Annotated in this window: 24 protein-coding genes; 14 read left to right on the top strand and 10 right to left on the bottom strand. The window is 72.2% G+C overall.

The features are described 5' to 3' along the window. Nucleotides 1-97: 97 nt before the first annotated feature. A complete protein-coding gene (locus AB0G20_RS31275; RefSeq protein WP_361308518.1) occupies nt 98-997 on the top strand; it encodes an oxygenase MpaB family protein in 900 nt (299 codons plus the stop codon). Between the two features lie 9 nt (nt 998-1,006). Here the strand turns inward: AB0G20_RS31275 and AB0G20_RS31270 are convergent, their stop codons facing one another. Continuing rightward, nucleotides 1,007-1,606: a class I SAM-dependent methyltransferase gene (locus tag AB0G20_RS31270; RefSeq protein WP_361308167.1), complete on the bottom strand. Its 600-nt coding sequence runs from the start codon at nt 1,604-1,606 to the stop codon at nt 1,007-1,009. Nucleotides 1,607-1,758: 152 nt separating this feature from the next. Here AB0G20_RS31270 and AB0G20_RS31265 point away from each other — a divergent pair, with 152 nt between their 5' ends. The 5 genes from AB0G20_RS31265 (at nt 1,759) to AB0G20_RS31245 (ending at nt 6,986) form a co-directional block, all read left to right on the top strand. Beyond that, nucleotides 1,759-2,532 carry an MHYT domain-containing protein gene (locus tag AB0G20_RS31265; protein WP_361308165.1) on the top strand — a complete coding sequence of 258 codons (774 nt, stop codon included), beginning with the start codon at nt 1,759-1,761 and terminating at the stop codon, nt 2,530-2,532. A gap of 339 nt (nt 2,533-2,871) precedes the next feature. Further along, the gene (locus tag AB0G20_RS31260) at nt 2,872-5,448 is read left to right on the top strand and encodes a nitrate- and nitrite sensing domain-containing protein (RefSeq protein ID WP_361308163.1); all 2,577 of its coding nucleotides are present in this window, start codon (nt 2,872-2,874) and stop codon (nt 5,446-5,448) included. After that, nucleotides 5,445-5,882 (top strand): roadblock/LC7 domain-containing protein, encoded by a 438-nt coding sequence (locus tag AB0G20_RS31255; RefSeq protein WP_361308161.1) that lies wholly within the window; start codon nt 5,445-5,447, stop codon nt 5,880-5,882. The genes AB0G20_RS31260 and AB0G20_RS31255 overlap by 4 nt, the downstream gene beginning before the upstream one ends. A 22-nt stretch (nt 5,883-5,904) precedes the next feature. After that, on the top strand, nt 5,905-6,315 hold the full coding sequence (locus AB0G20_RS31250; protein ID WP_361308159.1) for a DUF742 domain-containing protein: 411 nt from the start codon (nt 5,905-5,907) through the stop codon (nt 6,313-6,315). A gap of 65 nt (nt 6,316-6,380) precedes the next feature. Beyond that, nucleotides 6,381-6,986, top strand: a complete 606-nt coding sequence (locus AB0G20_RS31245; RefSeq protein ID WP_361308157.1) for an ATP/GTP-binding protein — start codon at nt 6,381-6,383, stop codon at nt 6,984-6,986. A 25-nt stretch (nt 6,987-7,011) separates the two neighbouring features. Here the strand turns inward: AB0G20_RS31245 and AB0G20_RS31240 are convergent, their stop codons facing one another. Beyond that, nucleotides 7,012-7,440, bottom strand: coding sequence for a PPOX class F420-dependent oxidoreductase (locus AB0G20_RS31240; protein ID WP_361308155.1), 429 nt, complete (start codon nt 7,438-7,440; stop codon nt 7,012-7,014). Between the two features lie 105 nt (nt 7,441-7,545). Between AB0G20_RS31240 and AB0G20_RS31235 the strand changes: the two genes are divergently transcribed. The 4 genes from AB0G20_RS31235 to AB0G20_RS31220 all read left to right on the top strand — a co-directional run bounded on the left by AB0G20_RS31235 (nt 7,546) and on the right by AB0G20_RS31220 (nt 10,279). Continuing rightward, a complete protein-coding gene (locus tag AB0G20_RS31235) occupies nt 7,546-7,959 on the top strand; it encodes a roadblock/LC7 domain-containing protein (protein ID WP_142165302.1) in 414 nt (137 codons plus the stop codon). Nucleotides 7,960-8,085: 126 nt separating this feature from the next. Beyond that, nucleotides 8,086-9,012: a DUF6397 family protein gene (locus AB0G20_RS31230; RefSeq protein WP_361308153.1), complete on the top strand. Its 927-nt coding sequence runs from the start codon at nt 8,086-8,088 to the stop codon at nt 9,010-9,012. A gap of 99 nt (nt 9,013-9,111) precedes the next feature. Then, nucleotides 9,112-9,483, top strand: a complete 372-nt coding sequence (locus AB0G20_RS31225; protein ID WP_248510805.1) for a VOC family protein — start codon at nt 9,112-9,114, stop codon at nt 9,481-9,483. Nucleotides 9,484-9,493: 10 nt separating this feature from the next. Next, a complete protein-coding gene (locus AB0G20_RS31220) occupies nt 9,494-10,279 on the top strand; it encodes a DNA-formamidopyrimidine glycosylase family protein (protein ID WP_361308151.1) in 786 nt (261 codons plus the stop codon). A 103-nt stretch (nt 10,280-10,382) separates the two neighbouring features. Here the strand turns inward: AB0G20_RS31220 and AB0G20_RS31215 are convergent, their stop codons facing one another. The 3 genes from AB0G20_RS31215 to AB0G20_RS31205 all read right to left on the bottom strand — a co-directional run bounded on the left by AB0G20_RS31215 (nt 10,383) and on the right by AB0G20_RS31205 (nt 14,830). Then, nucleotides 10,383-11,279 carry a DMT family transporter gene (locus AB0G20_RS31215; protein ID WP_361308516.1) on the bottom strand — a complete coding sequence of 299 codons (897 nt, stop codon included), beginning with the start codon at nt 11,277-11,279 and terminating at the stop codon, nt 10,383-10,385. A 127-nt stretch (nt 11,280-11,406) separates the two neighbouring features. Next, nucleotides 11,407-12,279: an acyl-CoA thioesterase II gene (locus AB0G20_RS31210; RefSeq protein WP_361308149.1), complete on the bottom strand. Its 873-nt coding sequence runs from the start codon at nt 12,277-12,279 to the stop codon at nt 11,407-11,409. A 37-nt stretch (nt 12,280-12,316) separates the two neighbouring features. Continuing rightward, the gene (locus AB0G20_RS31205; protein ID WP_361308147.1) at nt 12,317-14,830 is read right to left on the bottom strand and encodes a DUF3516 domain-containing protein; all 2,514 of its coding nucleotides are present in this window, start codon (nt 14,828-14,830) and stop codon (nt 12,317-12,319) included. Nucleotides 14,831-14,975: 145 nt separating this feature from the next. On the opposite strand from AB0G20_RS31205, the gene AB0G20_RS31200 reads away from it, so the two are divergent. Continuing rightward, complete coding sequence (locus tag AB0G20_RS31200) at nt 14,976-15,770, top strand: metal-dependent hydrolase (RefSeq protein ID WP_361308145.1); 795 nt, start codon at nt 14,976-14,978, stop codon at nt 15,768-15,770. Between the two features lie 20 nt (nt 15,771-15,790). Here the strand turns inward: AB0G20_RS31200 and AB0G20_RS31195 are convergent, their stop codons facing one another. The 4 genes from AB0G20_RS31195 to AB0G20_RS31180 all read right to left on the bottom strand — a co-directional run bounded on the left by AB0G20_RS31195 (nt 15,791) and on the right by AB0G20_RS31180 (nt 20,350). Further along, complete coding sequence (locus tag AB0G20_RS31195; protein WP_361308143.1) at nt 15,791-16,036, bottom strand: type B 50S ribosomal protein L31; 246 nt, start codon at nt 16,034-16,036, stop codon at nt 15,791-15,793. A 44-nt stretch (nt 16,037-16,080) separates the two neighbouring features. Then, nucleotides 16,081-16,551 carry a DUF5709 domain-containing protein gene (locus AB0G20_RS31190; protein WP_361308141.1) on the bottom strand — a complete coding sequence of 157 codons (471 nt, stop codon included), beginning with the start codon at nt 16,549-16,551 and terminating at the stop codon, nt 16,081-16,083. Between the two features lie 215 nt (nt 16,552-16,766). Beyond that, a complete protein-coding gene (locus AB0G20_RS31185) occupies nt 16,767-18,548 on the bottom strand; it encodes an ABC transporter ATP-binding protein (RefSeq protein WP_361308139.1) in 1,782 nt (593 codons plus the stop codon). After that, nucleotides 18,545-20,350: an ABC transporter ATP-binding protein gene (locus tag AB0G20_RS31180; RefSeq protein ID WP_361308137.1), complete on the bottom strand. Its 1,806-nt coding sequence runs from the start codon at nt 20,348-20,350 to the stop codon at nt 18,545-18,547. The genes AB0G20_RS31185 and AB0G20_RS31180 overlap by 4 nt, the downstream gene beginning before the upstream one ends. 208 nt (nt 20,351-20,558) lie before the next feature. On the opposite strand from AB0G20_RS31180, the gene AB0G20_RS31175 reads away from it, so the two are divergent. Both AB0G20_RS31175 and AB0G20_RS31170 read left to right on the top strand, forming a co-directional pair. Beyond that, nucleotides 20,559-22,163, top strand: a complete 1,605-nt coding sequence (locus AB0G20_RS31175) for a peptide-N4-asparagine amidase (RefSeq protein ID WP_361308135.1) — start codon at nt 20,559-20,561, stop codon at nt 22,161-22,163. A 176-nt stretch (nt 22,164-22,339) separates the two neighbouring features. Continuing rightward, nucleotides 22,340-23,752: a cation:dicarboxylase symporter family transporter gene (locus tag AB0G20_RS31170; RefSeq protein WP_361308133.1), complete on the top strand. Its 1,413-nt coding sequence runs from the start codon at nt 22,340-22,342 to the stop codon at nt 23,750-23,752. A 73-nt stretch (nt 23,753-23,825) separates the two neighbouring features. Here the strand turns inward: AB0G20_RS31170 and AB0G20_RS31165 are convergent, their stop codons facing one another. Then, entirely contained in the window at nt 23,826-24,275 is a 450-nt protein-coding gene (locus AB0G20_RS31165) for a MarR family transcriptional regulator (protein ID WP_361308131.1), read from the bottom strand. Nucleotides 24,276-24,361: 86 nt separating this feature from the next. Between AB0G20_RS31165 and AB0G20_RS31160 the strand changes: the two genes are divergently transcribed. Continuing rightward, a complete protein-coding gene (locus AB0G20_RS31160) occupies nt 24,362-26,164 on the top strand; it encodes an ABC transporter ATP-binding protein (protein ID WP_361308129.1) in 1,803 nt (600 codons plus the stop codon). The last annotated feature ends 10 nt before the right edge of the window (nt 26,165-26,174 follow it).

The raw sequence follows: 26,174 nt of genomic DNA, 5'->3' as shown, positions 1-26,174 counted from the left end.
TGACCACCTTCCCCCTGCGTGCCTGTCGTGCCTCATCGTTCATCTCCCGGGCACCAACGTAAAGTTGCAGAACCTGCGGCAGAAGGGGGACGGCACGGTGAAGCGCTTCTCGCGGCTCGAACAGATCCGGCGGATGGACCCGTACGAGGAGGCCACGGAGATCTACCGGCTCAGCGTGGCGTACGAGTTCCCCTGGGACTTCACACGCGCCCTGGAGCTGGCTCTGTACCGCACGTACGCCGTCCCCGGCATCGGCCGGCTGCTCGCGCGCACGGCGGAGCTCACGGACCGGCCGCAGAAGCGCTACGACGACACCTCGCTGCTCCTGGACACCGTCGTCGAGCACGGCTTCGGCAGTGACCAGGGCAGGACCGCGATCCGCCGCATCAACCAGATGCACCGCAGCTACGACATCAGCGACGACGACATGCGCTACGTGCTCTGCACGTTCGTCGTGATGCCCAAGCGGTGGATCGACGCCTACGGCTGGCGCAGGATGTCACGCCACGAGATCGTCGCCAGTGTCGTCCACTACCGCACACTGGGCCGGCACATGGGCATCAAGGACATCCCCGAGTCCTACGAGGAGTTCGAGACCTGCCTCGACTCCTACGAGGCCGCCCACTTCGCCTGGGACGAGGACGCCCGGCGCGTCTCGGACGCCACACTCGACCTGATGGCCTCCTGGTACCCCGGCCCGCTCGCACCCCTGCTGCGCACCACGACCCTCGCGCTGCTCGACGACTCGCTGCTGCGCGCCTTCCGCTACACCCCGCCGAGTGCCGCCACGCGCGCGTGGGTGCGTCGTGCCGTCCGGCTCCGGGGCCGTGCCGTCCGCCTGCTGCCGCCCCGGCGCGCCCCGCACTTCGCCCGCCAGAACCGGGAGATCAAGGGCTACCCGTACGGCTACCGGGTCGCCGACCTGGGCACCCGCCCGGTCCCGGGCCTGCGGGGCTGCCCCGTGCGGCACGCGGTGCCGGAGGCCGAGGCCGGGTGACGAGGCGGCTCAGTCCTCGCGTACGGCGAGCGCGAGGAAACGGGAGTCCTCGTCGACGTACGACGCCAGGCGCCATCCCGAACCGGCCAGCAGCGGACGGAGGTTGGGCTCGGCGCGCAGGTCGTCCGGGGTGAGCGGGCGGCCGTGGCGTGCTGCGAGAGCCGCCCTGCCGATCGGGTGGAACAGCGCCAGCACCCCACCGGGGCGCACCACGCGCGCCAGCTCCCGAAGGTCCTCGGCCGGGCTCCCGAGGTGCGAGATGAGGCCCGCCCCGAACACGGCGTCCAGCGACCGCGAGCGCAGGGGCAGCGAGGCGACGTCCGTGAGCAGCAACTGCCCGTCACGGTCCCGTCCGGCCCGTACGGCCTCCCGCAGCATGGCCGGCGTCAGGTCGGCCCCGAGGACCACGCCCGAGGCCCCCACGGCGGCTCGCAGCGGCGGCAGGGCCCGTCCGGTGCCGCACCCCGCGTCGAGCACCCGGTCGCCCGCCCGCAGTCCGAGCTCGGCGACCGCGGCCGCGTAGGCCGGACCGTCGTCGGGGAAGCGGCTGTCCCAGTCGGCGGCGCGGGCGGTGAAGAACTCCTGGACACGCGTCTGGTCGTCGCTCATGTACCGCATGATTCCTCACCGGCACGGATGACGCCTCTGTGCACACGTTCGAGCGTGACCCGATCATTCCGGTACATCCTTGGGTCATATTCCAACACCTTTCGAAATGCGCCCCCTTCACGCGCCCCTGCCGGGTCTAGCGTCCCGGGGCCATGGGACACCTGGACCACGCAGCCCTGGGGTGGCTGACCCCCGCACTGTCGTACGTGATGGCCTGCATAGGCGCCGCGCTCGGTCTGCGCTGCACCGTCCGCGCACTCGCCACCACCGGGCGCTCGCGCCGCAACTGGCTCGTCACCGCCGCCTCGGCGATCGGCACCGGCATCTGGACCATGCACTTCGTGGCCATGCTCGGTTTCGCCGTCACCGGTACCGACATCCGCTACGACGTGCCGCTCACCCTTCTGAGCCTGCTCGTCGCCATGGTCGTCGTCTGCGCCGGCGTCTTCGCCGTCGGCTACAGCAGGGACCGCGGCCGGGCCCTGCTCATCGGCGGCCTCACCACCGGCCTCGGCGTCGCGAGCATGCACTACCTGGGCATGGCGGCCGTCCGGCTGCACGGCGACGTGACGTACGACCCGCTGCTCGTCGGGCTCTCCGTCCTGATCGCCGTCGTCGCCGCGACGGCGGCCCTGTGGGCGGCCCTCAACATCAAGTCGCCGGTGGCGGTCACCATCGCGTCCCTGATCATGGGCGCGGCCGTCAGCAGCATGCACTACACCGGGATGTTCGCGGTGGGCGTGCGCGTGACGCCCTCCGGGGAGGCCCTGCCCGGGGCCGCGGCGATGCAGTTCATCTTCCCCCTCGCCGTCGGCCTCGGCTCCTATCTCTTCCTGACCTCGGCCTTCGTCGCGCTGTCGCCGACAGCGGGGGAGCGTGCGGCGTCCGCCTCGGCCCAGGCGCCGGTGCAGAGCGTCGCCCCCTAGCCGCGCAGGCGAGCGCCGGCCTTGGCAGAGCGGGCCCGGGCGGTGCAGGGCGCGGGCCTCGCGGACAGCGCGTCCGGCGGTCGGGAGGGCCGACGGTCAGGAGGGCCGGCCCAGCGGCCCGGGTGGCGCACCCGACGGCCTGAACGGCCCCCCCGGGGCATGGACGGGCCGCCCTCTCCCGGCCGGTGCGCTCCAAGCCCGACCGTGCGCTCCGAGCCACACAGTGTGCCCCGGGTCCGACACAGCGCCCCGAGCCCCATAGCGCGCTCGGACGACGGTGCGCCGCCCCAGCCGGGACGGCCGCCCGCACGCCCCGACCCACTCCCGAGCGAGGAGTCCATGCGAACACCCCGTAGGCCACCCACAGCCGGCGCCGAGGCGCCATCCTCACCCGTGCGCGGTCGCCGAGCGCACGCCGGGCCACCGGCCGACGAGGGCCCCGACACGCCCTCGGACACCGCGCCCGACGGGACGACCACGCGCGCGGATCGCTGGCACATACGCCCCCGCACCGTACGTGCCAAGATCGTCTGCCTCCTGATGGTGCCGGTCGTCTCCCTGCTGGCCCTGTGGGCCTACGCCACCGTCACCACCGCCCAGGACGTCTCCCGGCTGCGGCAGGTCCAGCGCGTGGACGCCACGGTCCGAGCCCCCGTCTCCACCGCCGTCGCCGCCCTCCAGGCCGAACGCGCGGCCGCCGTCCGCCACGCCACCGACCCGTCCGCCGTCCGCACCGACGAACTGGACGAGCTCGCCCGGCGCACCGACCGGGCCGTCGCCCGACTACGGCTCGGCAAGGACACCACCGTCGCCGACAGCGGGGAACTGCCCGCCGGAGTCGCCCAGCGGCTGAAGGCGTTCGTCTCCGGTGCCGAGCAACTGCGGCCGCTGCGCACCGCGGTGCAGGACCGCCGCGTGGGCTGGGCCGAGACGTACGACCGCTACACCCGGACCATCTCGGCCGCCTTCGGCGTCGGAGGTGCCCTCACCGGCATCCGGGACGCCGACCTCGGCTCCGACGCGCGCGTGCTGCTCGAATTCGCCCGCGCGGGCGAGGCACTGGCCCAGGAGGACGCGGTGCTCGCGAGTGCCCGCCTGGACGGCACCCTGACCGGGGAACGGCTCCGGCTCTTCACCGGCGCCGTCGACCGGCGCCGTACGCTCACCGAGTCGGCCGTCGCGGACCTGAGCGGCACCGAACGCTCCGCATGGGACGCCCTCGCCGACAGCAGCGCCTACACCGGCCTGGGCGACGCCGAGGACCGCGTTCTCGCCGGCCGGCCGGGCGCGAAGGCGGTCGAAGCGGCGCCCGACAGCACCTGGAACACGGCACACGCGCGCGTGCAGAACGGCATGCGCACCATCGAGGACGACGCGGCACGCGGGGTCGCGGAACGTGCCGATCCGTTCACCCGAGGACTGCTCACTCCGGCCGGCGCCGCCGTCCTGCTCGGCCTCGCCGCCGTCGCCGCCTCGCTCGTCATCTCCGTGCGCATCGGACGCGGCCTCGTGGTGGAACTGGTCAGCCTGCGCAACAGCGCCCTGGAGATCGCCCGGCGTAAACTCCCCGACGCCATGCGGAAACTGCGCGCCGGCGAGGAGATCGACATCGGTGCCGAGGCCCCGCCGGGAGCGCCCGCGGAGGACGAGACCGGGCAGGTCGCCGAGGCCCTCACCACCGTCCACCGCGCCGCGCTGCGGGCCGCCGTGGAACGCGCCGAACTCGCCAGCGGCATCTCCGGCGTCTTCGTCAACCTCGCCCGCCGCAGCCAGATCCTCGTCCACCGGCAACTGGCCCTCCTCGACAGCATGGAACGCCGCTCCGACGACCCGAACGAGCTGAGCGACCTCTTCCGCCTCGACCACCTCACCACCCGCATGCGGCGCCACGCGGAGAGCCTGATCATCCTCTCCGGAGCCGCCCCCGGCCGGGCCTGGCGCATGCCGGTCTCCCTGACGAACGTGGTCCGCGCAGCCGTCTCCGAAGTGGAGGACTACGCGCGCGTGGAGGTACGGCAACTCCCCGAGGCGGCCGTCGTCGGCGCGGCCGTCGCCGACCTCACGCACCTGCTGGCCGAGATCATCGAGAACGCCGCCCAGTTCTCCCCGCCCCACACGCGCGTGCGCGTCACCGGCGAACCCGTCGGCAACGGCTACGCCGTCGAGGTCGAGGACCGCGGCCTCGGCATGGGCAAGGAGACCCTCTCCGAAGCCAACCACCGCATCGCCCAGTCCGAGGCGCTCGACCTCTTCGACAGCGACCGGCTCGGCCTGTTCGTGGTCAGCAGGCTCGCCGCCCGGCACGACGTCAAGGTCCACCTGAGGACCTCCCCGTACGGCGGCACCACCGCGGTCGTCCTGCTGCCCACGGCCCTGCTCCACACAGGGGCGGCGGAACGATCCCCCGAAGCGGCGGAACCCGTGCGCCGGTCCGAGGAACGCGCCTACGCGCGCGTGCCCGACGACACCCTTCTCCAGGACGCCGTCCCCGCCCAGACCGACCGGCGCGCCCTCGTGGCTCCCGTACCGGCCGCCGCGGAGACCGAGACCCTGCGTCACGCGGGGATCTCGCGTCACGTGGACAGCCCGCGTCACCAGGAGACCCCGAGCCAGACCCCACCCCCAGGAGTCGCCACCTTGCGACTGCACCGCCCACCGCAGCAGCCCGAAGACTCCGACGACCTCCCGCGCCGCGTACGGCAGGCCAGCCTCGCTCCCCAACTGCGCGACAAGCGCCCCGAGGAACAGCCGCCGGAGCCCGCCCCCCGGGACGACGAGCGCACCCCCGAACTCGTACAGGACCGCATGGCTGCCTACCGCGACGGCTGGGCGCGCGGCGGCGGCAGGCACCCCGGCCGCGGCACCACTCCCGGCCCCGTCACGGGCAGCGACAGCAGCGAAGGAGACCCCGCATGATCCAGGACCCGAGCACACAGTCCGCCCGGCGCTCCGGCGAACTCGACTGGCTGCTGGACGATCTCGTGCTCCGCGCGGGCGACATCCGGCACGCCGTGGTGCTGTCCAACGACGGCCTCGCCGTGGGCGCCTCCACCGGCCTGCGCCGCGAGGACGCCGAGCACCTCGCCGCGGTCGCCTCGGGCTTCAACAGCCTCGCCAAGGGCGCGGGACGGCACTTCGGCGCCGGCGGGGTCCGCCAGACCATGGTGGAGATGGACGAGGGCTTCCTGTTCGTGGCAGCCGCGGGCGACGGCTCCTGCCTCGCCCTCCTCACCGCCGTCACCGCCGACATCGGCCTGGTGGCCTACGAGATGGCACGCCTGGTCAAACGCGTCGGCGAGCACCTCGGCACGGCGCCCCGCGTGGCCGCGCGGCCACCCGCCGCCGGATGAACCGGGAGAACGGTCCGCGCAGATGACCGAGGACATCACGGGCACCCCGCACGAGCTGGGCAGCCACTGGTACGACAACGAGGCCGGCCCGCTCGTCCGCCCCTACGCCATGACGGGCGGACGCACCCGGCCCGGCCCCACCGGCGTCCGGTTCGACCTGATCGCCCTGGTCACGCTGGACCCGGGCGCACCCGGCGTCGACGACGCCCCGCTGGGCCCGGAACACCGCAACCTCCTCGACCTGTGCCGCCCGGAGACCCAGTCGGTCGCCGAACTCGCCGCCGGCGCGGACCTGCCCGTCGGCGTGGTCAGGGTCCTCCTCGGCGACCTCCTGGAACTCGGCTGCGTCACCGTCAGCCGCCCCGTGCCACCGGCGCAGCTGCCCGACGAACGCATCCTGCGCGAGGTGATCGAGGGCCTGAGAGCGCTGTAGCCCCCCACGCACTGACCGAACCCCCACGCACCCACGACACCCGGCACTCCTGAGAGAAGTGATCAATGGTCTCCGAGCACTCCGACGCCCAGAGCGGCGAGACAGCCGCACTGGCGCTGAAGATTCTGGTCGCCGGCGGATTCGGCGTGGGCAAGACCACCCTGGTGGGCGCCGTCAGCGAGATCCGGCCGCTGCGAACCGAGGAACTCCTCAGCGAAGCAGGCCAGTCGGTGGACGACACCGACGGCGTGGACCACAAGACCACCACGACCGTCGCCATGGACTTCGGACGCATCACCATCCGGTCCGGCCTGTCCCTGTACCTGTTCGGCACGCCGGGCCAGGACCGGTTCTGGTTCCTGTGGGACGAGTTGTCCCAAGGGGCGCTCGGCGCGGTCGTCCTCGCCGACACCCGGCGCCTGGAGGACTGCTTTCCCGCGGTCGACTACTTCGAGCACCGGCGCATCCCGTTCGTCGTGGCGGTCAACTGCTTCGCGGGAGCCCGGCGGCACGGCGCACCGGACGTCTCGCGCGCCCTCGATCTCGACAGGGGCACGCCCGTGGTGCTGTGCGACGCCCGGGACCGCGACTCGGGCAAGGAGGTGCTGATCAGGCTCGTCGAGTACGCCGGGCGGATGCACACCGCCCGGCTGCTCGACTCGGTCGGCTGACCGGAGAACGGCCGCTCCCGCGCGGTCAGTTCGCGACGTCGCGCTCCGCCAGCACCCTGTCGACGGTGACGCGGACGAGGAGTTCGCCCGGGACGCCGTTGCGCGCGCCGAACTCCTCGGCGCGCTCCTCGCCCATGTACCGGGCCCCGATCCGGGTGGCCCAGTGCCGTACCTCGTCGAGGTCCTCCGAGACGCGGGCGCGGCCCCGCAGCACCACGAAGGAGTACGGCGGGCGGTCGTCGTCCACGCACAGGGCGATCCGGCCGTCCCGGACGATGTTGCGCCCCTTCACGCTGTCCTTGCCGGTGTTGAACACCACTTCGTCCCCGTCCAGCAGAAACCAGATCGGAGCCACGTGCGGGCTTCCGTCGGCCCGGACCGTGGAGAGCTTTGCGGTGCGGGTGCCGTGGGAGACGAACTCATGCCATTGCGCGTCGGTCATCTTCTCTGCCATGGCTCCCATCCTCCTTGCCCCGACCGCGGTCGTGGGGAACCCTGACATGGAGATCCTCCGGCCAGGAGGGGAATCGCACGGGGAGAAAACGGGGAGAAACGGAAGATGGTGCAGAACCAGGGACTCGACTGGCTGCTGGACGACCTGACCGAGCGCGTCCACGAAGTGCGGCACGCATTGGTCCTGTCCAACGACGGCCTGGTGACCGGCGCGAGCACCGGACTGCGCCGCGAGGACGCGGAGCACCTCGCGGCCGTGTCGTCCGGGCTGCACAGCCTGGCCAAGGGCTCCGGACGGCACTTCGGCGCGGGCAGCGTACGCCAGACGATGATCGAGTTCGACGACGCGGTGCTGTTCGTCACCGCGGCCGGAACGGGCAGTTGTCTGTGCGTCCTCAGCGGCGCGGAGGCCGACATCGGCCAGATCGCCTACGAGATGACACTGCTGGTCAACCGGGTCGGCGAGCACCTCGACGTGGATGCGCGCCAGCCCGAACCAAAACCGATCACAGACCTCTGACCTGCACGTTGGTCATCCCCCGTGGAGTTATCCACAGGCTCGCCACGAGATCCGCCGCAGCGGCTACGGTTTTTTCACGGCGACCGCACTCGGCGTGAGCCGCTGACTCCACGGGGGAGACCGACCATGTCACGCACCGGCACGACATCCGACCGCCTCACCTGCGCCCCGAGCCGGGCCGCCCGCGAACTGGAGCTCGAGCGGGGCGAGTTCCACCTCGCGGTGAACCTGGGGCTCATCCGGACCGTTCCCGACGAAGGAGGCGGGGGCGGGCGCGTGTCCCGGGCCGAGATCGACCGGCTGCGCTCCGGGGAGGGCTTCCCGGACGCCCTGCGTGAGCGCGTCGCGACGGTCGGCACCACAGAGGGCGCCAAGCTCATGGAGGTGGCGCCCACCAGGTTCACCGGCCTGGCGCGCTACGGCCTGCTGATCCCGGTGAAGTTCTACGTGAACCGCTATCGGACCGTCGTCTGGCTGTATCTGGCCGAGGAGCTACGGCAGTTCGCGGCCGAGGGGAGCAACGCCCGGCTGCTGACCGACCGCCGCACGCCCGCCGAGATCCGGGAAGGGCTGAAGGCCGGGATGGACCGGCGGCCCCGCAACTGGCGGGGCCGTCACGTCGGATTCCTGACGCGGCAGGCGGGGGACGACCCCTGGGCGCGCGCGGCAGCGGTCGCCTGCCTCCTCGACCCGGCCGACGTGGCGGACGTCGTCCGGGATCCCCACGAGCGTGCCCGCCTGGCCCGCTGCCGCCCCGGGCTTCCGGTGCACGGCGCCCCCGGCTCACCCACCGCCGAGCTGGCCGAGACGCTGATGACGGCGAGCGAGCCGGACGAAGTGGCCTGGTTCCGTGCGGACCTGACCCACACGATGGAGACCGCCCGACGGCACCACCCCGTGGCACAGGCGCTGACCTCAGCGCCCCCGACCGGGCCGGATCCGCTCGTGCCACCCCCGGCTCCGGCGGCGGGGCGACCCGCGCCCCTGGAGCCCACCCCTCCCCAGGGCCTGCTGGGCTGGTTCCGCCGCAGAGGCCGGCGCCCGGCCGGGTGACCTCGGCGGCACCGCATCACTGCCGGTCGGCCCACTGACCGATGAGTTTCCGGATGCGCCCGGGTCGGACCCTGAGGAGACTGAAACCGGGAGGCGATCATGTTCGGTACGACGAAGGCGTTCAGCGGGTTCTCGGTGAACGACATCGACGCGGCCAGGGCGTTCTACGCCGACACGCTCGGGCTCCGGGTGTCGGAGGAGAACGGGATGCTGTTCCTGCACATCGCGGGGGACCGGGACACCCTGGTCTACCCCAAGCCGGACCACACCCCGGCGTCGTTCACCATCCTCAATTTCCCGGTCGACGACATCGAGGCCGCGGTCGACGAGCTGAGCAGGAGAGGGGTGCGATTCGAGCGCTACGACCACCTCAAGACGGACGACAAGGGCATCTTCCGCGGCGGCGGCCCGCTGATCGCCTGGTTCACCGACCCGGCGGGCAACGTGCTGTCCGTCCTCCAGGAAACCTGACGCGCCGGCCGTGCCCGAGCTCCCCGACGTCGAGGGCTTCCGGCAGGTGCTCGAGGAGTGCGCGAAGGGACGCGTCATCCGGCGCGTCGACGTGCGGGACGCGGGCGTCCTGCACGGGGTGGACGCCCGGCGGCTGCGGGACGCGCTGGAGGGCCGGCGGTTCGGCACGCCGGAGCGGCACGGCAAGTGGCTGCTCGCCCGCACCGGCGGCCCCACCCTCGCACTGCACTTCGGCATGACCGGCCGGCTGGTCTGCGGGCATGCCGAGGATCCCGTCGAGGCGCATGACCGCGTCCTGTTCACCCTGGGCGGCGGCCGGCAGCTCCGCTTCCGTGACCAGCGCAAACTGCAGGGACTCTGGCTGGCCCACGACGAGTCCGACGTCGAGCGGCTGCTGCGGCGGCAGGGGCCCGACGCGCTGGCGGTGGACCGTGCCGAGTTCGAGGAGGTGCTCTCGTCGCGCCGAGGGCATCTCAAGACGGCCCTCACCGACCAGTCCGTCCTCGCCGGCCTCGGCAATCTGCTCGCCGACGAGATCCTGTGGCGGGCCCGGCTGCGTCCCGACCGCGGGGCGCGCGATCTGACCCAGGAGGACTGCCGGCGCCTGTACCGCGAGATGCGCCGCACCCTGCGCTCGTCCGTCACCGCCCGCTGCGTACCGCCGCGCGACTCCTGGCTCACCGGCCACCGGGACGACCGGGACCCGAGGTGCCCGCGGTGCGGCACCGGCCTGCGCAGGTCCCGTATGGCGGGGCGGGGGACGGTGTGGTGCCCGCGCTGCCAGCCGGACGCGTGAGCTTCGGGCAGGGCTGGTCGGCGAGCCGAGGCAGCCGTGAGCCGTCACCGAAGCCGCTTGCGGCGGCCGGGCCCGTTCCTGCCCCCGGACGTCACCAGCGAGGTCAGGGTGCCGCCGCGGTCTCGTGCTCCTCGTCCGGAGCCACCAGCGACTGCGTGAACGGGATCCGAGCCAGCGCGAGCACCCCCGCGGCGATCAGCGCGACGCCGAACAGCTGGGGCAGCAGCCACCACCCGGAGCGGATGGTCTCCTCGTACAGGGTGATGCCGAGGGCGAGGCTCACCAGGGCGTCGCCGAGGGTGAGCGCGGGCTGCGAGGCGACCAGCGGACCGGCCTGCATGGCGTTCTCCAGCAGGAACAGCGCGCACACGCCGGTGGCGGCGAAGGCGTACGTCTGCCACGCGGTGAGGAAGCCCACGAGGCCCTGCTCGTCGAGGATGTGCATGGCGGCCTTCATCAGCGCCGCGGTCACCGCGTAGCTGATCGCCGTCGCGGCCCCCAGACAGGCCGCCCGGGCACGCCCTTCAGGGCGCCGGAGGGCGGCGAGGGCGAGGGCGACGACCGCCCCCGCGCACACGGCGAGCGCGGGAATCCAGCGGTCCAGCGCCACATGGGTGCGGTTGCCGGCGGGGGAGGCGGCGGCGAGCGCGACCGCCAGACCGGCCACCACCGCCGTCACGGCCAGCCAGCCCCTGCCCGGCAGATGCCGGTGCATCAGCAGCGAGGCGACGATGAGGGTGAGCGGCAGCTCCAGCACGAACAACGGCTGCACGATCGTCAGCGGCCCGGTGGCCAGCGCCAGCGCCTGGCAGACGGCGGCGCCGATCACCGCGAGGATGCCGGCCAGCCACACGGGCCGGTGCAGCAGATCGACGATCAGCCCGGCCCGCAACCCTTGGGAGGCGGGCACGGTGAGCGCCGCCTTGCGTTGCAGCACGGTCGCGACCGCGTTGCTGAGCGCGGCGCAGATCGCGAGCACGACGGGGAACACGGTGTGCAGCGTGGCCACCTCCCGGACCGGCGGGCGCGTGACGTCGGCGGTGCCTGCTCCTGCCATGGTCGCCGGATCCGGTCGGGGGCGCGATCGGAGCCCCGGCGCGCGGGGCCCCGGTCGGTGAAGGGCCAGGTCAGGCCAGCTTCCGGAAGAGCCCCTCCTGCACCACGGACACGACCAGACGGCCCTCGCGGTCGTAGATCCGCCCCCGGGCCAGGCCACGGCCGCCGACCGCGATCGGCGACTCCTGGTCGTACAGGAGCCAGTCGTCCGCGCGGAACGGGCGGTGGAACCACATCGCGTGGTCCAGCGACGCCATGTCGAAGCCGCGCGGGCCCCACAGCGGCTCGACCGGGATGCGGACGGCGTCCAGGAGGGTCATGTCGCTGGCGTAGGTGAGGGCGCAGGTGTGCACGAGCGGGTCGTCGCCGAGCGGCCCGACCGCGCGCATCCACACGGCGCTGCGCGGCTCGGCGTCGTCGACCTCCTCGGCGGTCCAGCGCAGCCGGTCGACGTAGCGGATGTCGAAGGGCTGGCGGCGGGCCATCCGCTCCAGCTGCTCGGGCAGCGTGCCCAGGTGCTCCCGGATCTCGTCCGTGACCGTGGGCAGGGACTCCGGGTCCGGGACCTTGCGGGCCGGCGGCAGCTGGTGCTCGAAGCTGCCCTCCTCCGGCTTGTGGAAGGAGGCGGTGAGATTGAAGATCGTGCGGCCCTGCTGCACGGCCGTGACCCGGCGGGTGGTGAACGACCGCCCGTCGCGCACATGCTCGACCTGGTAGACGATCGGCACGCCCGGCCGGCCCGGGCGCAGGAAGTACGCGTGCAGCGAGTGCACGGGCCGGTCGCCCTCGGTGGTGCGGCCGGCGGCGACCAGCGCCTGCCCCGCCACCTGCCCGCCGAAGACCCGCTGCAGGGACTCCTGCGGGCTGCGGCCGCGGAAGATGTTGACCTCGATCTGCTCCAGGTCGAGCAGGTCGACCAGTCTCTCGGCCGGGTTCGTCGTCATGGGTGGGAATCTCCTGTGCTCGCTGCTGCCCGGCCCGTCAGAGCTGGCCGACGTCGGTGACGCGGACGATCGCGCGGCCCTCCGCGTCCGAGGCCGTGAGGTCGACCTCCGCGCTGATGCCCCAGTCGTGGTCGCCGTTCGGGTCGTGGAAGATCTGCCGGACCCGCCACAGGGCGTTCTCCGGCTCCTCCTCGATGAGCAGCAGCTTGGGGCCGCGGGCGTCGGGGCCGGTGCCGAGATCCTCGTACTCGTCCCAGTACTTGTCCATCGCCTCACCCCACGCGTCGGCGTCCCAGCCGGACTCCCCGTCCATCTCGCCCAGCTCCCCGACCTGGTCGAGGGCGGCGAGTTCGACCCGGCGGAACATGGCGTTGCGGACCAGGACGCGGAAGGCGCGCGCGTTGGCGGTGACCGGCTTGACCTCGTCGGCCTTCTCCTGGGCCTCCTCGGCCGTCATCTCCGCCGGGTTGGCCAGCTGCTCCCACTCGTCCAGCAGGCTGGAGTCGACCTGGCGCACCATCTCGCCCAGCCAGGCGATCAGATCCTGGAGGTCCTCGGACTTGAGGTCGTCCGGGACGGTGTGGTCGAGGGCCTTGTAGGCGCTGGCGAGATAGCGCAGCACGATGCCCTCGGTGCGGGCCAGCTCGTAGTGGGACACCAACTCCGTGAAGGACATCGCCCGTTCGTACATGTCACGGATGACCGACTTCGGCGACAGCGGATGGTCACCGACCCAGGGGTGGCTCTTGCGGTACGTGTCGTACGCGTGGAAGAGCAGCTCCTCCAGGGGCTTCGGGTACGTGATGTCCTGGAGGCGCTCCATGCGCTCCTCGTACTCGACACCGTCGGCCTTCATCGCGGCGACCGCCTCACCGCGCGCCTTGTTCTGCTGGGCGGCGAGGATCTGCCGCGGGTCGTCGAGCGTCGACTCCACGACGGACACCATGTCGAGCGCGTACGACGGGGACTCGGGGTCCAGCAGCTCGAACGCGGCGAGCGCGAACGTGGACAGCGGCTGGTTGAGCGCGAAGTCCTGCTGGAGGTCGACCGTGAGGCGGACGATGCGGCCTTCGGCGTCCGGCTGGTCGAGCTTCTCGACGATGCCGCCGTCCAGCAGCGAGCGGTAGATCGCGATGGCCCGGCGGATGTGCCGCAACTGCTGCTTGCGCGGCTCGTGGTTGTCCTCCAGCAGCCGGCGCATCGCCTCGAAGGCGTTGCCGGGGCGGGCGATCACCGACAGCAGCATCGTGTGCGTCACCCGGAACCGGGAGGTCAGCGGTTCCGGTTCGGAGCCGATGAGCTTCTCGAAGGTCTGCTCCGACCACGCGACGAAGCCCTCCGGGGCCTTCTTGCGGACGACCTTGCGGCGCTTCTTCGGGTCGTCGCCCGCCTTGGCGAGGGCCTTCTCGTTCTCGACGACGTGCTCGGGCGCCTGCGCGACGACGAAGCCCTCCGTGTCGTACCCGGCCCGCCCGGCCCGGCCCGCGATCTGGTGGAATTCCCGGGCCCGCAGGGTGCGCACGCGGGTGCCGTCGTACTTGGTGAGGGCCGTGAACAGCACCGTGCGGATGGGGACGTTGACGCCGACGCCGAGCGTGTCCGTGCCGCAGATGACCTTGAGCAGACCGGCCTGCGCGAGCTTCTCGACCAGGCGGCGGTACTTGGGCAGCATGCCGGCGTGGTGCACCCCGATGCCGTGCCGGACGTAACGGGAGAGGTTACGGCCGAACTTGGTGGTGAAGCGGAAGTTGCCGATCAGCTCGGCGATCCGCTCCTTCTCCTCACGCGAGCACATGTTGATGCTCATCAGCGCCTGCGCCCGCTCCACGGCCTGCGCCTGCGTGAAGTGCACGATGTAGACCGGCGCCTGCCGGGCTGCCAGCAGGTCGGTGAGCGTCTCGGTGAGCGGGGTGTAGCGGAACTCGTAGGACAGCGGCACCGGGCGGGTCGCCGAGCGGACCACCGCGGTCGGGCGGCCCGTGCGGCGCGCGAGGTCCTTCTCGAAGAAGGAGACGTCGCCGAGCGTCGCCGACATCAGCACGAACTGTGCCTGCGGCAGCTCCAGGATCGGGATCTGCCAGGCCCAGCCGCGGTCGCCCTCGGCGTAGAAGTGGAACTCGTCCATGACGACCTGGCCGACGTCCGCGTGCTTGCCGTCGCGCAGCGCGATCGACGCGAGGACCTCGGCGGTGCAGCAGATGACGGGGGCGTCGGAGTTGACCGACGCGTCGCCGGTCAGCATGCCGACGTTCTCGGTGCCGAAGATCTTGCACAGCTCGAAGAACTTCTCCGACACCAGCGCCTTGATCGGGGCGGTGTAGAAGGTGACCTCGTCGCGGGCCAGTGCCGCGAAGTGCGCGCCCGCCGCGATCATGCTCTTGCCGGAACCGGTGGGGGTCGACACGATCACGTTCGCGCCGGAGACCACCTCGATCAGCGCCTCCTCCTGGTGGGGGTAGAGCGTGAGACCCCGCTCGCCGGCCCACGACTCGAAGGCTTCGTACAAGGCATCGGGGTCGGGGGTCCGCGGCAGCTGATCGATGAGGGTCACGCCCCCATCTTGCCTGGCCCGGTGCCCGATGCGGGAATCGGCTGCGGGCCCGAAGATCACGAACGCTACGCTGGGGCGCCGACGGGACGTCAGCACGCCCGGTCAACTGGACAGCGGCACAGGACGAATGGGGCGGGCAGCGGCCATGATGGGACCAGCACACTCACTGTCGGGAGCCGCCGCCTGGCTCGGCGTCGGTGCGGCCGCCGCGGCCGCCGGGCACCCGATGCCCTGGCCGGTCCTCCTCGTCGGCGCCCTGATCTGCGCCGGAGCCGCCCTGGCTCCGGACCTCGACCACAAGGCGGCGACCATCTCCCGGTCCTTCGGACCGGTGTCGCGCTGGTTGTGCGAGATCGTCGACAAGCTGTCGTACGCCGTCTACAAGGCCACCAAGAAGCAGGGCGACCCGCGCCGCTCCGGCGGGCACCGCACCCTCACGCACACCTGGCTGTGGGCGGTGCTGATCGGGGCGGGCACCTCGGTCGTGGCGATCACCAGTGACCGCTGGGGCGTGCTCGCGATCCTCTTCGTGCACATGGTCCTGGCCATCGAGGGCCTGCTGTGGCGGGCGACGCGCGGCTCCAGCAGCGAGGTCCTGGTGTGGCTGCTGGCCGCGACCACCGCGTGGATCCTCGCGGGCGTGCTGGACAAGCCGGGCAACGGCGCGGACTGGCTGTTCACGGCGCCGGGCCAGGAGTACCTGTGGCTGGGGCTGCCAGTCGTGCTGGGCGCGCTCGTGCACGACATCGGGGACGCGCTCACCGTGTCCGGCTGCCCGATCCTGTGGCCCATCCCGGTCGGGCGCAAGCGCTGGTACCCGATCGGGCCGCCGAAGGCCATGCGGTTCCGGGCGGGCAGCTGGGTCGAGCTCAAGGTGCTGATGCCGGTGTTCATGCTGCTCGGCGGGGTGGGCTGCGCGGCGGCGCTCAACGTCATCTGAGCGCAGCCCGACGACGTGCCTCAGCCGCCGCCGTAGCGCCGCTCGAACGCGGCGACCCGGCCCTCCGAGTCCACCGTGCGGGCCTTGCCCGTGTAGAAGGGGTGGCTCTCCGAGGAGATCTCCACGTCCACGACCGGGTAGGTCTCGCCGTCGTCCCACTCGATGGTCTGGTCGCTGGACGCGGTGGACCGGGTGAGGAACGCGTACCCGGCGGCGCGGTCGCGGAAGACGACAGGGTGGTAGTCGGGGTGCTTGTCCTGCTGCATGGATGCTCCTCGAACGGCTCGGGCCGGCTCGGCCGGTTCTGCGATCAGCCGGACAGGGTGTCCTCGTCGACGATGTGCACGGCGGCCTCCTCGGCCGACGCGGCGGCGCCGTCGATGCCCACGTCCATGGCGACCAGTGCCTCCTCCTCGTCCTCGTGGGCGCCCTCGTCGGGTGCCACGAGCCGGCCGGAGCGCGCGGCGCCGACCTCGTTGTCCAGGAGTTCCCCGTCGGTGCCCTCGCAGTCCCCGAGGCCGTCACCGTCCGGGGCGGAGGCATCCGGCAGCTCTTCGGAGAGCCGCTGGTCCAGCGTCTCGCCCCGCTGCCGCTCGGCCGCCGTCACGCCGAGGTGCTCGACGGCCCAGGGCCGCTCGGGAGGGGACCAGCCCCGGTCCAGGGGATCGTCGACGCCGTCGTTCTCCAGGGTGTCCTCGGCGTCGAGCAGCCCCGTGTCCTCCCTCTGCTCGTCTTGGTCCGGCTGGTAGACGTCGTCTCCCCAGCCGTCGGAGCTGTTCACGGGTACCTCCAGGGGGTGGGGACGGGCCCGTTCTCACGGGACCCGCACCGGGCCGCCGCCGCACGGAGCACTGACGCCGCCCGATCCGCTGTTTCCCGGGCGTTCCCCGATCCGGTGCCTGATTCCAGCCTTCCACCCCGGCTCGGGACCGCGCAACGCCAAGGACACGGCCGCCCTCCCCTCAGCGACGAGCGTCGTCTCGCACGACGAGGTGCTCAGCCGTGCCACGACCTCCACAGCGCCGCGTACGCCCCGTCCGCCGCGACCAGCTCCTCGTGGCTGCCCAGCTCGCTGATCCGGCCGTTCTCGACGACGGCGATGACGTCCGCGTCGTGGGCGGTGTGCAGCCGGTGGGCGATGGCGACGACGGTGCGGCCGTCGAGGACCCGGGCCAGGGACCGTTCCAGGTTGCGGGCGGCGCGCGGGTCGAGCAGGGACGTCGCCTCGTCCAGGACCAGCGTGTGAGGGTCGGCCAGCACCAGGCGTGCCAGGGCGATCTGCTGGGCCTGTGCCGGGGTGAGCGCCAGACCGCCCGAGCCGACCTCGGTGTCCAGGCCGTCGTCGAGCGCGCGGGCCCAGCCGTCGGCGTCGACCGCGCCCAGAGCCGCCCACAGCTCGGCGTCGACGGCGCCGGTCCGTGCGAGCCGGAGGTTGTCGCGCAGGGAGCCCACGAAGACGTGGTGCTCCTGGTTGACCAGGGCCACATGGGAGCGGACGCGTTCGGCGGGCATCCGGGACAGCTCGGCGCTGCCCAGGGTGATCCGGCCGTCCCGGGGCGCGTAGATCCCGGCCAGCAGCCGGCCCAGCGTGGACTTGCCCGCACCCGAGGGGCCGACTAGGGCCAGCCGGGTGCCGGGGGAGACCTCCAGGGACACCTCGCGCAGGACGTCCACGCCCTCCAGGTAGCCGAAGTGCACCCGGTCGGCGTGCACATGACGTCCCTCGGGAGCCACCGACGGATCCCCGGCGTCCGGCTCGATGTCCCGGACCCCGACCAGCCGGGCCAGCGACACCTGGGCCACCTGCAGCTCGTCGTACCAGCGCAGGATCATGCCCACCGGGTCGACCAGCATCTGGGCGATCAGCGCGCCGGTCGTCAGCTGGCCGACGTCGATCCACCCGTGCAGGGCGAACACGCCGCCGATCATCAGGACGGAGGCGAGTACGGTCACGTGGGTGGTGTTGATGACCGGGAAGAGCACCGACCGCAGCCAGAGCGTGTACCGCTCCCAGGCCGTCCACTCCCGGATCCGGCGCTCCGACAGCGCGACACGGCGCTCGCCGAGGCGATGGGCCTCGACGGTGCGCCCGGCGTCCACGGTCTCGGCGAGTGCGGCGGCCACGGCGGCGTACCCGGCGGCCTCGGAACGGTAGGCCGAGGGCGCCCGCCGGAAGTACCAGCGGCAGCCGACGATCAGCAGCGGCAGGGCGAGCAGCACGGCGAGCGCCAGCGGCGGCGCCGTGATCACCAGCCCGCCCATCAGCAGGAACACCCACACCACGCCGATCGACAGCTGCGGCACGGCCTCGCGCATGGCGTTGCCCAGCCGGTCGATGTCGGTCGTGATGCGCGACAGCAGATCGCCGGTCCCGGCCCGCTCCAGCACCCCGGGCGGCAGCCCGACCGACCGGACGAGGAAGTCCTCGCGCAGGTCGGCCAGCATCCGCTCGCCCAGCATCGCGCCGCGCAGGCGCACCTGCCGGACGAACACGGCCTGGACGGCCAGCGCGGCCACGAAGAGCCCGGCCGTCAGTTCCAGCCGCAGGTCCCGCGCCCCGTCGGACACGCGCTCCACGAGTCCGCCCAGCAGCCAGGGACCCGCCATCGAGGCGATCACGGCGGCTGTGTTGACGGCGATCAGCAGCAGGAACGCCCGCCGGTGCCGGCGCAGCAGTTCGGCCACGTAGGCGCGGACGGTCTCGGGGGCGCCGACCGGCAGGGTGTTCGCCGTCGTCGGGGCCGCCGGGTCGTAGGCCGGTGGCGCGACGCCGATCATGCCTTCTCCTCGATCTCTTCCAGTTCCTGCAGGACCTCGTCCAGGGCGACGGAGCCGTTCAGCGCGGCCTCGTCGTCCGTCTCGCGGGTGACCACCGCCCGGTAGCGGGGTTCGGTACGCACCAGCTCACGGTGGGCGCCGACCGCCACGGCCTCGCCGTCGTGCAGGAACACGACCCGGTCGGCGCGGTCCAGCAGCAGCGGGGAGGAGGTGAACACCACGGTCGTGCGCCCGTCGCGCAACTCCCGCACGCCCTGCGCGATCCGTGCCTCGGTGTGCGAGTCGACGGCCGAGGTCGGCTCGTCCAGGACGAGCGCCTCGGGGTCGGTGACCAGCGACCGGGCCAGCGCGAGCCGCTGGCGCTGACCGCCGGACAGGGACCGGCCGCGTTCGGTGATCCGGGCGTCCATGGGGTCGGCGGCGTCCAGCGAGCCCTGCACCAGCGCCGCCAGCACGTCGTCGCACTGCGCGGCCGCCAGCGCCTCCCGCGGCTGGACGGCGCCCGACGCGGGTACGTCGAGCAGGTCGCGCAGCGTGCCGGACAGCAGGACCGGGTCCTTGTCCTGGACGAGGACGGCCGTACGGGCGCTGTCCAGCGGGAGTTCGTCCAGCGGCACCCCGCCCAGCAGCACCGAGGTGCCCTCCTGGGACGGGTGTCCGCCCAGCCGTTCCGCCAGCAGGCCCGCCGCGTCCGGGTCGCCGCACACCACCGCCGTGAGCCGGCCGGCGGGCGCGAGCAGCCCGGTCTCCGGGTCGTAGAGGTCTCCGGAGGGGACCTCGGCGGCGCGCGACCCGGCGGTGTCCGTGGGCCGCTGAAGCGACAGCACTCCCGCGGCCCGCTTGGCGGAGGGCCGGGAGAAGGAGTACGCCATGGCGATCTCCTCGAAGTGCCGCAGCGGGTAGGTGAGGACCATCACCGAGCTGTAGACGGTGACCAGTTCGCCGACGGTGATCCGGCCCTCGCGCGCCAGCCGCACGCCGTACCAGACGACGGCGACGAGCAGCAGCCCGGGCAGCAGGACCTGGATCGCGGAGATCAGGGCCCACATCCGGGCGCTGCGCACGGCCGCGTGGCGCACCTCCTGGGAGGCACTGCGGTAGCGGTCGAGGAACAGCTCCTCGCCGCCGATGCCGCGCAGCACGCGCAGGCCCGCGACGGTGTCCGAGGCGAGTTCGGTGGCGCGTCCGGCCTTCTCGCGCTGGGTGTCGGCACGCCGGGTGGCGGGGGGCAGCAGCGGCAGCACGGCGAGCGCCAGCGCGGGCAGCCCCACGGCGACGACCACGCCGAGCGCCGGCTGGTAGACGAGCAGCCCGACGCAGACCAGCACGATGGTGACCAGGGCCGCGGTGAAGCGGGACAGGGCCTCGACGAACCAGCCGATCTTCTCGACGTCACCGGTCGAAACCGCCACCACTTCACCGGCAGCGACGCGCCGGGTCAGCGCCGAACCCAGATGGGCGGCCTTGCGGGCGAGCAGTTGCTGGACGCGGGCGGCCGCCGTGATCCAGTTGGTGATCGCGGTGCGGTGCAGGAAGGTGTCGCCGACCGCGTTGCCGACGCAGGCCAGCGCCAGCAGGCCGCCCGCCAGAGCGAGCCGGGTGCCCGAGCGGTCGACGACGGCCTGCACGGCGACCCCGACACAGAACGGCAGCGCGGCGACGGAGGCGAAGTGCAGCAGCCCCCAGGCCAGCGACTTGAGCTGACCGCCCAGCTGATTGCGGAAGAGCCACCACAGGAATCGGGGACCCGAACGCGCGTCCGGCACGCCCGGGTCGGGGTACGGAAGGTCTTGAATCTGCATGACGTCCCAGTGGCTCGTGTCAGGGGGATGGCGTGAGGATGGGTCCGGCCGATGGCAGCAAACCGTGACAGGTTCGCCTCGCCGCGTGGTCGGAGGCAACAGGTTTTCCGCGCACCGAACGGAACCGGCCGACCAGGGCGGGAAGAGGGCTGTCGAGGCGGGCCGGTGCGCATTGCGGAGGCGGCCGGGGCCCCGTAGAACACCGGCCATGAAGAGACGGATCGTCATGTCCATGCTTGCCGGAGCGACCCTCCTGGCGAGCACCCTCCTCGGCACCGGTCCCGTCCGGGCGGCGGACGTCCCGGCCCCGGCGGCCGACGTCCCCGCCGAGTTCGGCACCGACTGGCACGACCCGGTCACGGCCGCCCCGCCCGTCGGCAGGCCCGCCGGAGAGTCCTGCCAAGTCACCGTCGCCCGGGCTCAGTTCCGTGACTTCACCCCGTACCGCGGCACCTACACCCCGCCCGACGGCTGCGGCGACCGCTGGAGCAAGGTGGTGCTGCGGCTCGACGGCAAGGTCAAGGGGCGCCAGTACGACCGGCTCGGCTACCTCCACGTCGGCGGGGTCGAGATCTTCCGGACGTCGACGCCACAGCCCTCACCGGACGGCATCGAGTGGTCCGTGGAGAAGGACGTCACGCGCTACAGCGACACCTTCCGCACGAGCCGGGACGTCGAGATGCTCATCGGGAACGTCGTCGACGACACCTACACGGGTGTCCTCGACGTCAGCGTCACGCTGACGTTCTACCAGGGCCGCCCCGACGGGCAGAGCCCCGACCGGGTTCTCACCCTGGACGGCGACTCGGCCCTCACCACCCCGCGCAACAGCGAGCGCATCGTCGCCGAGGTGTACGCGACCGGTTCCGGCGGCGGCTGCGAGGAGTACTGGTACCTGACGGTGCCCGAACCGGCGCCGTACTCCTGCACGTCAGGGCGAGGTCCGTACCGGGAGGTGCAGATCAGCGTGGACGGCCGGCTCGCCGGCATCGCCACCCCGTTCCCGACGGTGTGGACCGGAGGCTGGTCGAACCCGTTCCTCTGGTACGTGATCCCGGCCCCGCGCGCCTTCGACATCAAGCCGATCACCTACGACCTCACGCCCTTCGCCGGGATCCTCAACGACGGCCGCCCGCACCGCGTGGAGGTCTCGGTCGTCGGCGTCCCCGAGGGGCGGACCGGCTGGAGCACGCCGGTGAACGTCCTCGTCTGGCAGGACGAGCGGCGCGAGCGGGTCACCGGGAAGCTCACTGTGCACAGGGCAGGTGACCTCGCCAACTCGTCGGTGTACACACCCGGTTCGGAACACGGGGTCGACACCGAGGGCGCCCACCGGCTGACCGTCGGCGGCTACGTCGACACGTCGCACGGCCGCATCGGGACCACCGTCAGCCGCTCCCTCGCCAACACCTCCACGCACCGGTGGAACGACGGCGAGACGCGTGACGCTCTCGAAGCCACCTGGACCGACGACGAGTCGGTGACCGTCGACGGCCGGACCACCCGCACCCGCCGCAGCTACACGATGGACGGCACGACCACCCTCGGCGCGGGCGACCGCCTGCGCACCGTGCTGACTCTCGGCGACCGCGCCACGGTCGTCGGGACGCACGGCGGACGACGCACCGCGTGGTCACGGCTCGACAGCTCCACTACGGGCGACGCGACATACACGGCGAACGTGCCGCGCGACCAGCGTCACGCGGTCGGCACCACGAGCGAGCGCTACCGGCTGTACGACTCGCACGGCTGCTACGACCGGACCCTGACCACCGTGCAGGGGGTGCTCACGGGGGACCGCAGCCGGTGCTGAGGTGAGCAGTGGGGTGTGTGTGACGCGTGCCACTCGTGATGCTTTTACCTGGCTGAAACGTTGCGGTCTTGTGCGCGATCAAGACAGCCTCCAGAGTGTTCGGGAATCGGAAGCCGCTTTCCGCATCACAGAAGTCCCCTCCGGCTTCTGCGCGTCCCGTCCCCCTAGGAGGCTTCGTGCCGCCGTCCGTACCGTCCCTGCCGCGACGCGTCGCACGCACTCTACGCACCTCGCTGTTCGCGCAGGTTTCCTGCGCGCTCGTCCTCGGAATCGTCGTCGGAAAGCTGTGGCCGGAGACGGCCACGGCTCTCCAGCCGCTCGGCGACGGTTTCACCCGGCTCATCAAGACGGTGATCTCGCCGCTGGTGTTCTGTGTGGTCGTCGTCGGCATCGCCAAGGCCGGTGACCTCAAGGCCTTCGGCCGGATCGGGGTCAAGGCCCTCATCTGGTTCGAGATCGCCTCCACGGCCGCCCTGGTCATCGGTCTGGTCGCCGCCAACGTCGTCGGCCCCGGCAGGGGGATGAACGTCGACCCCTCCTCGCTCGATGCCGCGGCGGTGGACGAGACGACGGGCGGTGGTCATCTGCCCACGACCACCGAGTTCGTCCTGAACGCGCTTCCGCAGAGCTTCGTCGGCGCCTTCGCCGAGAACGAGCTGCTCCAAGTCCTCATCCTGGCCTGTCTGGTGGGCGCCGCCCTGCTGCACCTCGGGCACACCAAGGTGCCGAAGATCCTGCCCGCGATCGAGCAGGCCCAGGAGATCATTTTCGCGGTCGTCGGCTTCATCATGCGGCTGGCCCCGATCGCGGTGTTCGGCGCGATGGCCCACCTGGTCGGCAACTACGGCCTGGGCGTGATGAGGACGTACGCCAAGCTCATCGTGCTCTGCTACGTGGCGGCGGCGCTGTTCGTCGCGCTGCTGGCCGTCGCCCTGAAGCTCGTGACCGGCCTCAGTCTGTGGAAGTTCCTGCGCTACATCCGCGAGGAGATGCTGCTCGCGCTCGGCACCGCGTCCACCGAGTCGGTCATGCCGCGCGTGATGCAGAAGCTGCGCCGGGCCGGCGCCCGCGACGACGCCGTGGGGCTGGTGCTCCCCACCGGCTACTCCTTCAACCTCGACGGCGCCTCGCTCTACCTGTCCATCGGCACCCTGTTCATCGCCCAGGCGGTGGGCGTGGACCTGAGCCTCGGTCAGCAGATCACCGTCGTCCTGGTGCTGATGCTGACCAGCAAGGGCATGGCCGGCATCCCCGGTTCGGCGTTCCTCGCGCTGGCCGCGACCGCCTCGTCCCTGGGGGCGATCCCCGCCGGGGCCGTCGCGCTGCTGCTCGGCGTGGACCGCATCATGGACTCGATGCGCGTCGTCACGAACCTGCTCGGCAACTGCGTCGCCGTCTTCGCGGTGTCCCGCTGGGAGGGGGCCCTGGACACCGCCCGGGCGAAGAGGGTGCTCGACGGGGAGGACACCTCCCCGCCGGACCTCGGCGAGAAGGGCCCCGGCGGCGAGGCCGACGCCGAGGCGCCGGCGCCGGGCATCCCGGCGCAGAAGGCCAAGGAGCTCAAGGAGCCCGCCCCCGAGGTCGGTTGACCGAAACGCAAGCGGGCCGCGGCCCCCGCTCCGGCAGAACGGGCGGGGGCCGCGGCCCGCTTGCGTGTTCCTGTCAGCAGGGCTGCACCGGCGTCCCGTCGATCAGCGTGTCGAGCAACCCCCCGAGCGCCTCCCGCTGAGCCCCCGTGAGCGGAGCGAGGATCTCCTCGGCGGCCGACCTGCGCGCCGCCCGCAGCTCGCGCAACGCGCCCCGGCCGTCGTCCGTGAGCTCGATGCGGATCACCCGCCGGTTCGCCGGGTCCGGCACCCGCCGCACCTTGCCGCTCGCCTCCAGACCGTCGACCAGTGTCGTCACGGCCCGCGGCACCACCTCGAGGCGCTCGGCCAGGTCGGCCATGCGGGGCGGTGAACCCCAGTGCGCCAGCGTGCGCAGCAGCCGGGACTGGGCCGGGGTGATACCGAGGTCACGATGCTCCAGATGGCGCTTCTGGATGCGGTGCACCCGGCGAGTGAGCCGCAGCAACTGCTCGGCGAGCAGGCCGTCGGAGTCGGGCGTGGTCATGCGGGAACAATATCAGGATGCTGTTCATTGTGAGTCTAGGTAACAATGAGCTACGATCCGATCCGCCGCATCCCTCGTAGGAGCCCATGCATCCCGACCGTGAAGCCCCCTGGACCCCGCCGGCCGACGCGCAGCAGCAGCCCCGGCAGGTCCGCCGCATCCTCGGCCTCTTCCGCCCCTACCGGGGCCGCCTCGCGATCGTCGGCCTGCTGGTCGGCGCGGCGTCGCTGGTCTCGGTCGCCACGCCCTTCCTGCTGAAGGAGATCCTCGACGTCGCGATCCCCGAAGGGCGCACGGGCCTGCTCAGCCTGCTCGCCCTCGGCATGATCCTCAGCGCCGTCCTCACCAGCGTCTTCGGAGTCCTCCAGACCCTGATCTCCACGACGGTCGGCCAGCGCGTCATGCACGACCTGCGCACCGCCGTCTACGGCCGGCTCCAGCGCATGTCCCTGGCCTTCTTCACCCGCACGCGCACGGGCGAGGTGCAGTCCCGCATCGCCAACGACATCGGCGGCATGCAGGCCACCGTCACCTCCACCGCGACCTCCCTGGTCTCCAACCTCACCAGCGTGATCGCCACGATCGCCGCGATGCTCGCCCTCGACTGGCGCCTGACGGTCGTCTCCCTGCTGTTGCTGCCGGTGTTCGTGTGGATCAGCCGCCGCGTCGGCAACGAACGCCGGAAGATCACCACCCAGCGTCAGAAGCAGATGGCCGCCATGGCCGCCACCGTCACCGAGTCGCTCTCCGTCAGCGGCATCCTGCTCGGCCGCACGATGGGCCGCTCCGACTCGCTGACGAAGTCCTTCTCCGACGAGTCCGAGGAACTCGTCGACCTGGAGGTGCGGTCGAACATGGCCGGCCGGTGGCGCATGGCCGTCATCACGATCGTCATGGCCGCCCTGCCCGCCGTCATCTACTGGACCGCCGGCATGGCCTTCCAGCTGGGCGGCCCCGCGGTCTCCATCGGCACGATCGTCGCCTTCGTCTCGCTCCAGCAGGGCCTGTTCCGCCCGGCCGTGAGCCTGCTGTCGACCGGAGTGCAGATCCAGACCTCGCTCGCCCTGTTCCAGCGCATCTTCGAGTACCTCGACCTGCCGATCGACATCACCGAGCGCCCCGACCCGGTCCGCCTCGACCGCGTCAAGGGCGAGGTCCGCTTCGAGAACGTCTCCTTCGGCTACGACGGCAAGGGCGGCCCGGTCCTCGACGGCATCGACCTCACCGTCCCGGCCGGCGGCAGCCTCGCGATCGTCGGCCCCACCGGAGCCGGCAAGTCCACCCTCGGCTATCTCGTGCCCCGGCTCTACGACGTGACCGGCGGCCGCGTCACCCTCGACGGGGTCGACGTCCGCGACCTCGACTTCGACACCCTGGCGCGCGCGGTCGGCGTCGTCTCGCAGGAGACGTACCTCTTCCACGCCTCGGTCGCCGACAACCTGCGCTTCGCCAAGCCCGACGCCACCGACGAGGAACTCCACCGGGCGGCGAAGGCGGCGCAGATCCACGACCACATCGCGGCCCTGCCCGACGGTTACGACACCGTCGTCGGCGAGCGCGGCCACCGCTTCTCCGGCGGTGAGAAGCAGCGTCTGGCCATCGCCCGGACCATCCTGCGCGACCCGCCGGTGCTCATCCTCGACGAGGCCACCAGCGCGCTGGACACCCGGACCGAGGCCGCCGTCCAGGCCGCCATCGACGCCCTGTCGGCCGATCGCACCACCCTCACCATCGCCCACCGGCTGTCCACCGTGCGCGGCGCCGACCAGATCGTGGTCCTCGACTCGGGACGCGCCGTCGAACGCGGCACGCACGAGGAGCTCCTGGAGGAGGGCGGCCGGTATGCGGCGCTCGTACGCCGGGACGCCCAACTGGAACCGACAAGATGAAAATATGCCG

The organism is Streptomyces sp. NPDC024017, assembly GCF_040638895.1.
GTDB lineage: Bacteria > Actinomycetota > Actinomycetes > Streptomycetales > Streptomycetaceae > Streptomyces.
The sequence above is the reverse complement of the archived record's forward strand: the minus strand, read 5'-3'. Positions and strand labels throughout refer to the sequence as shown.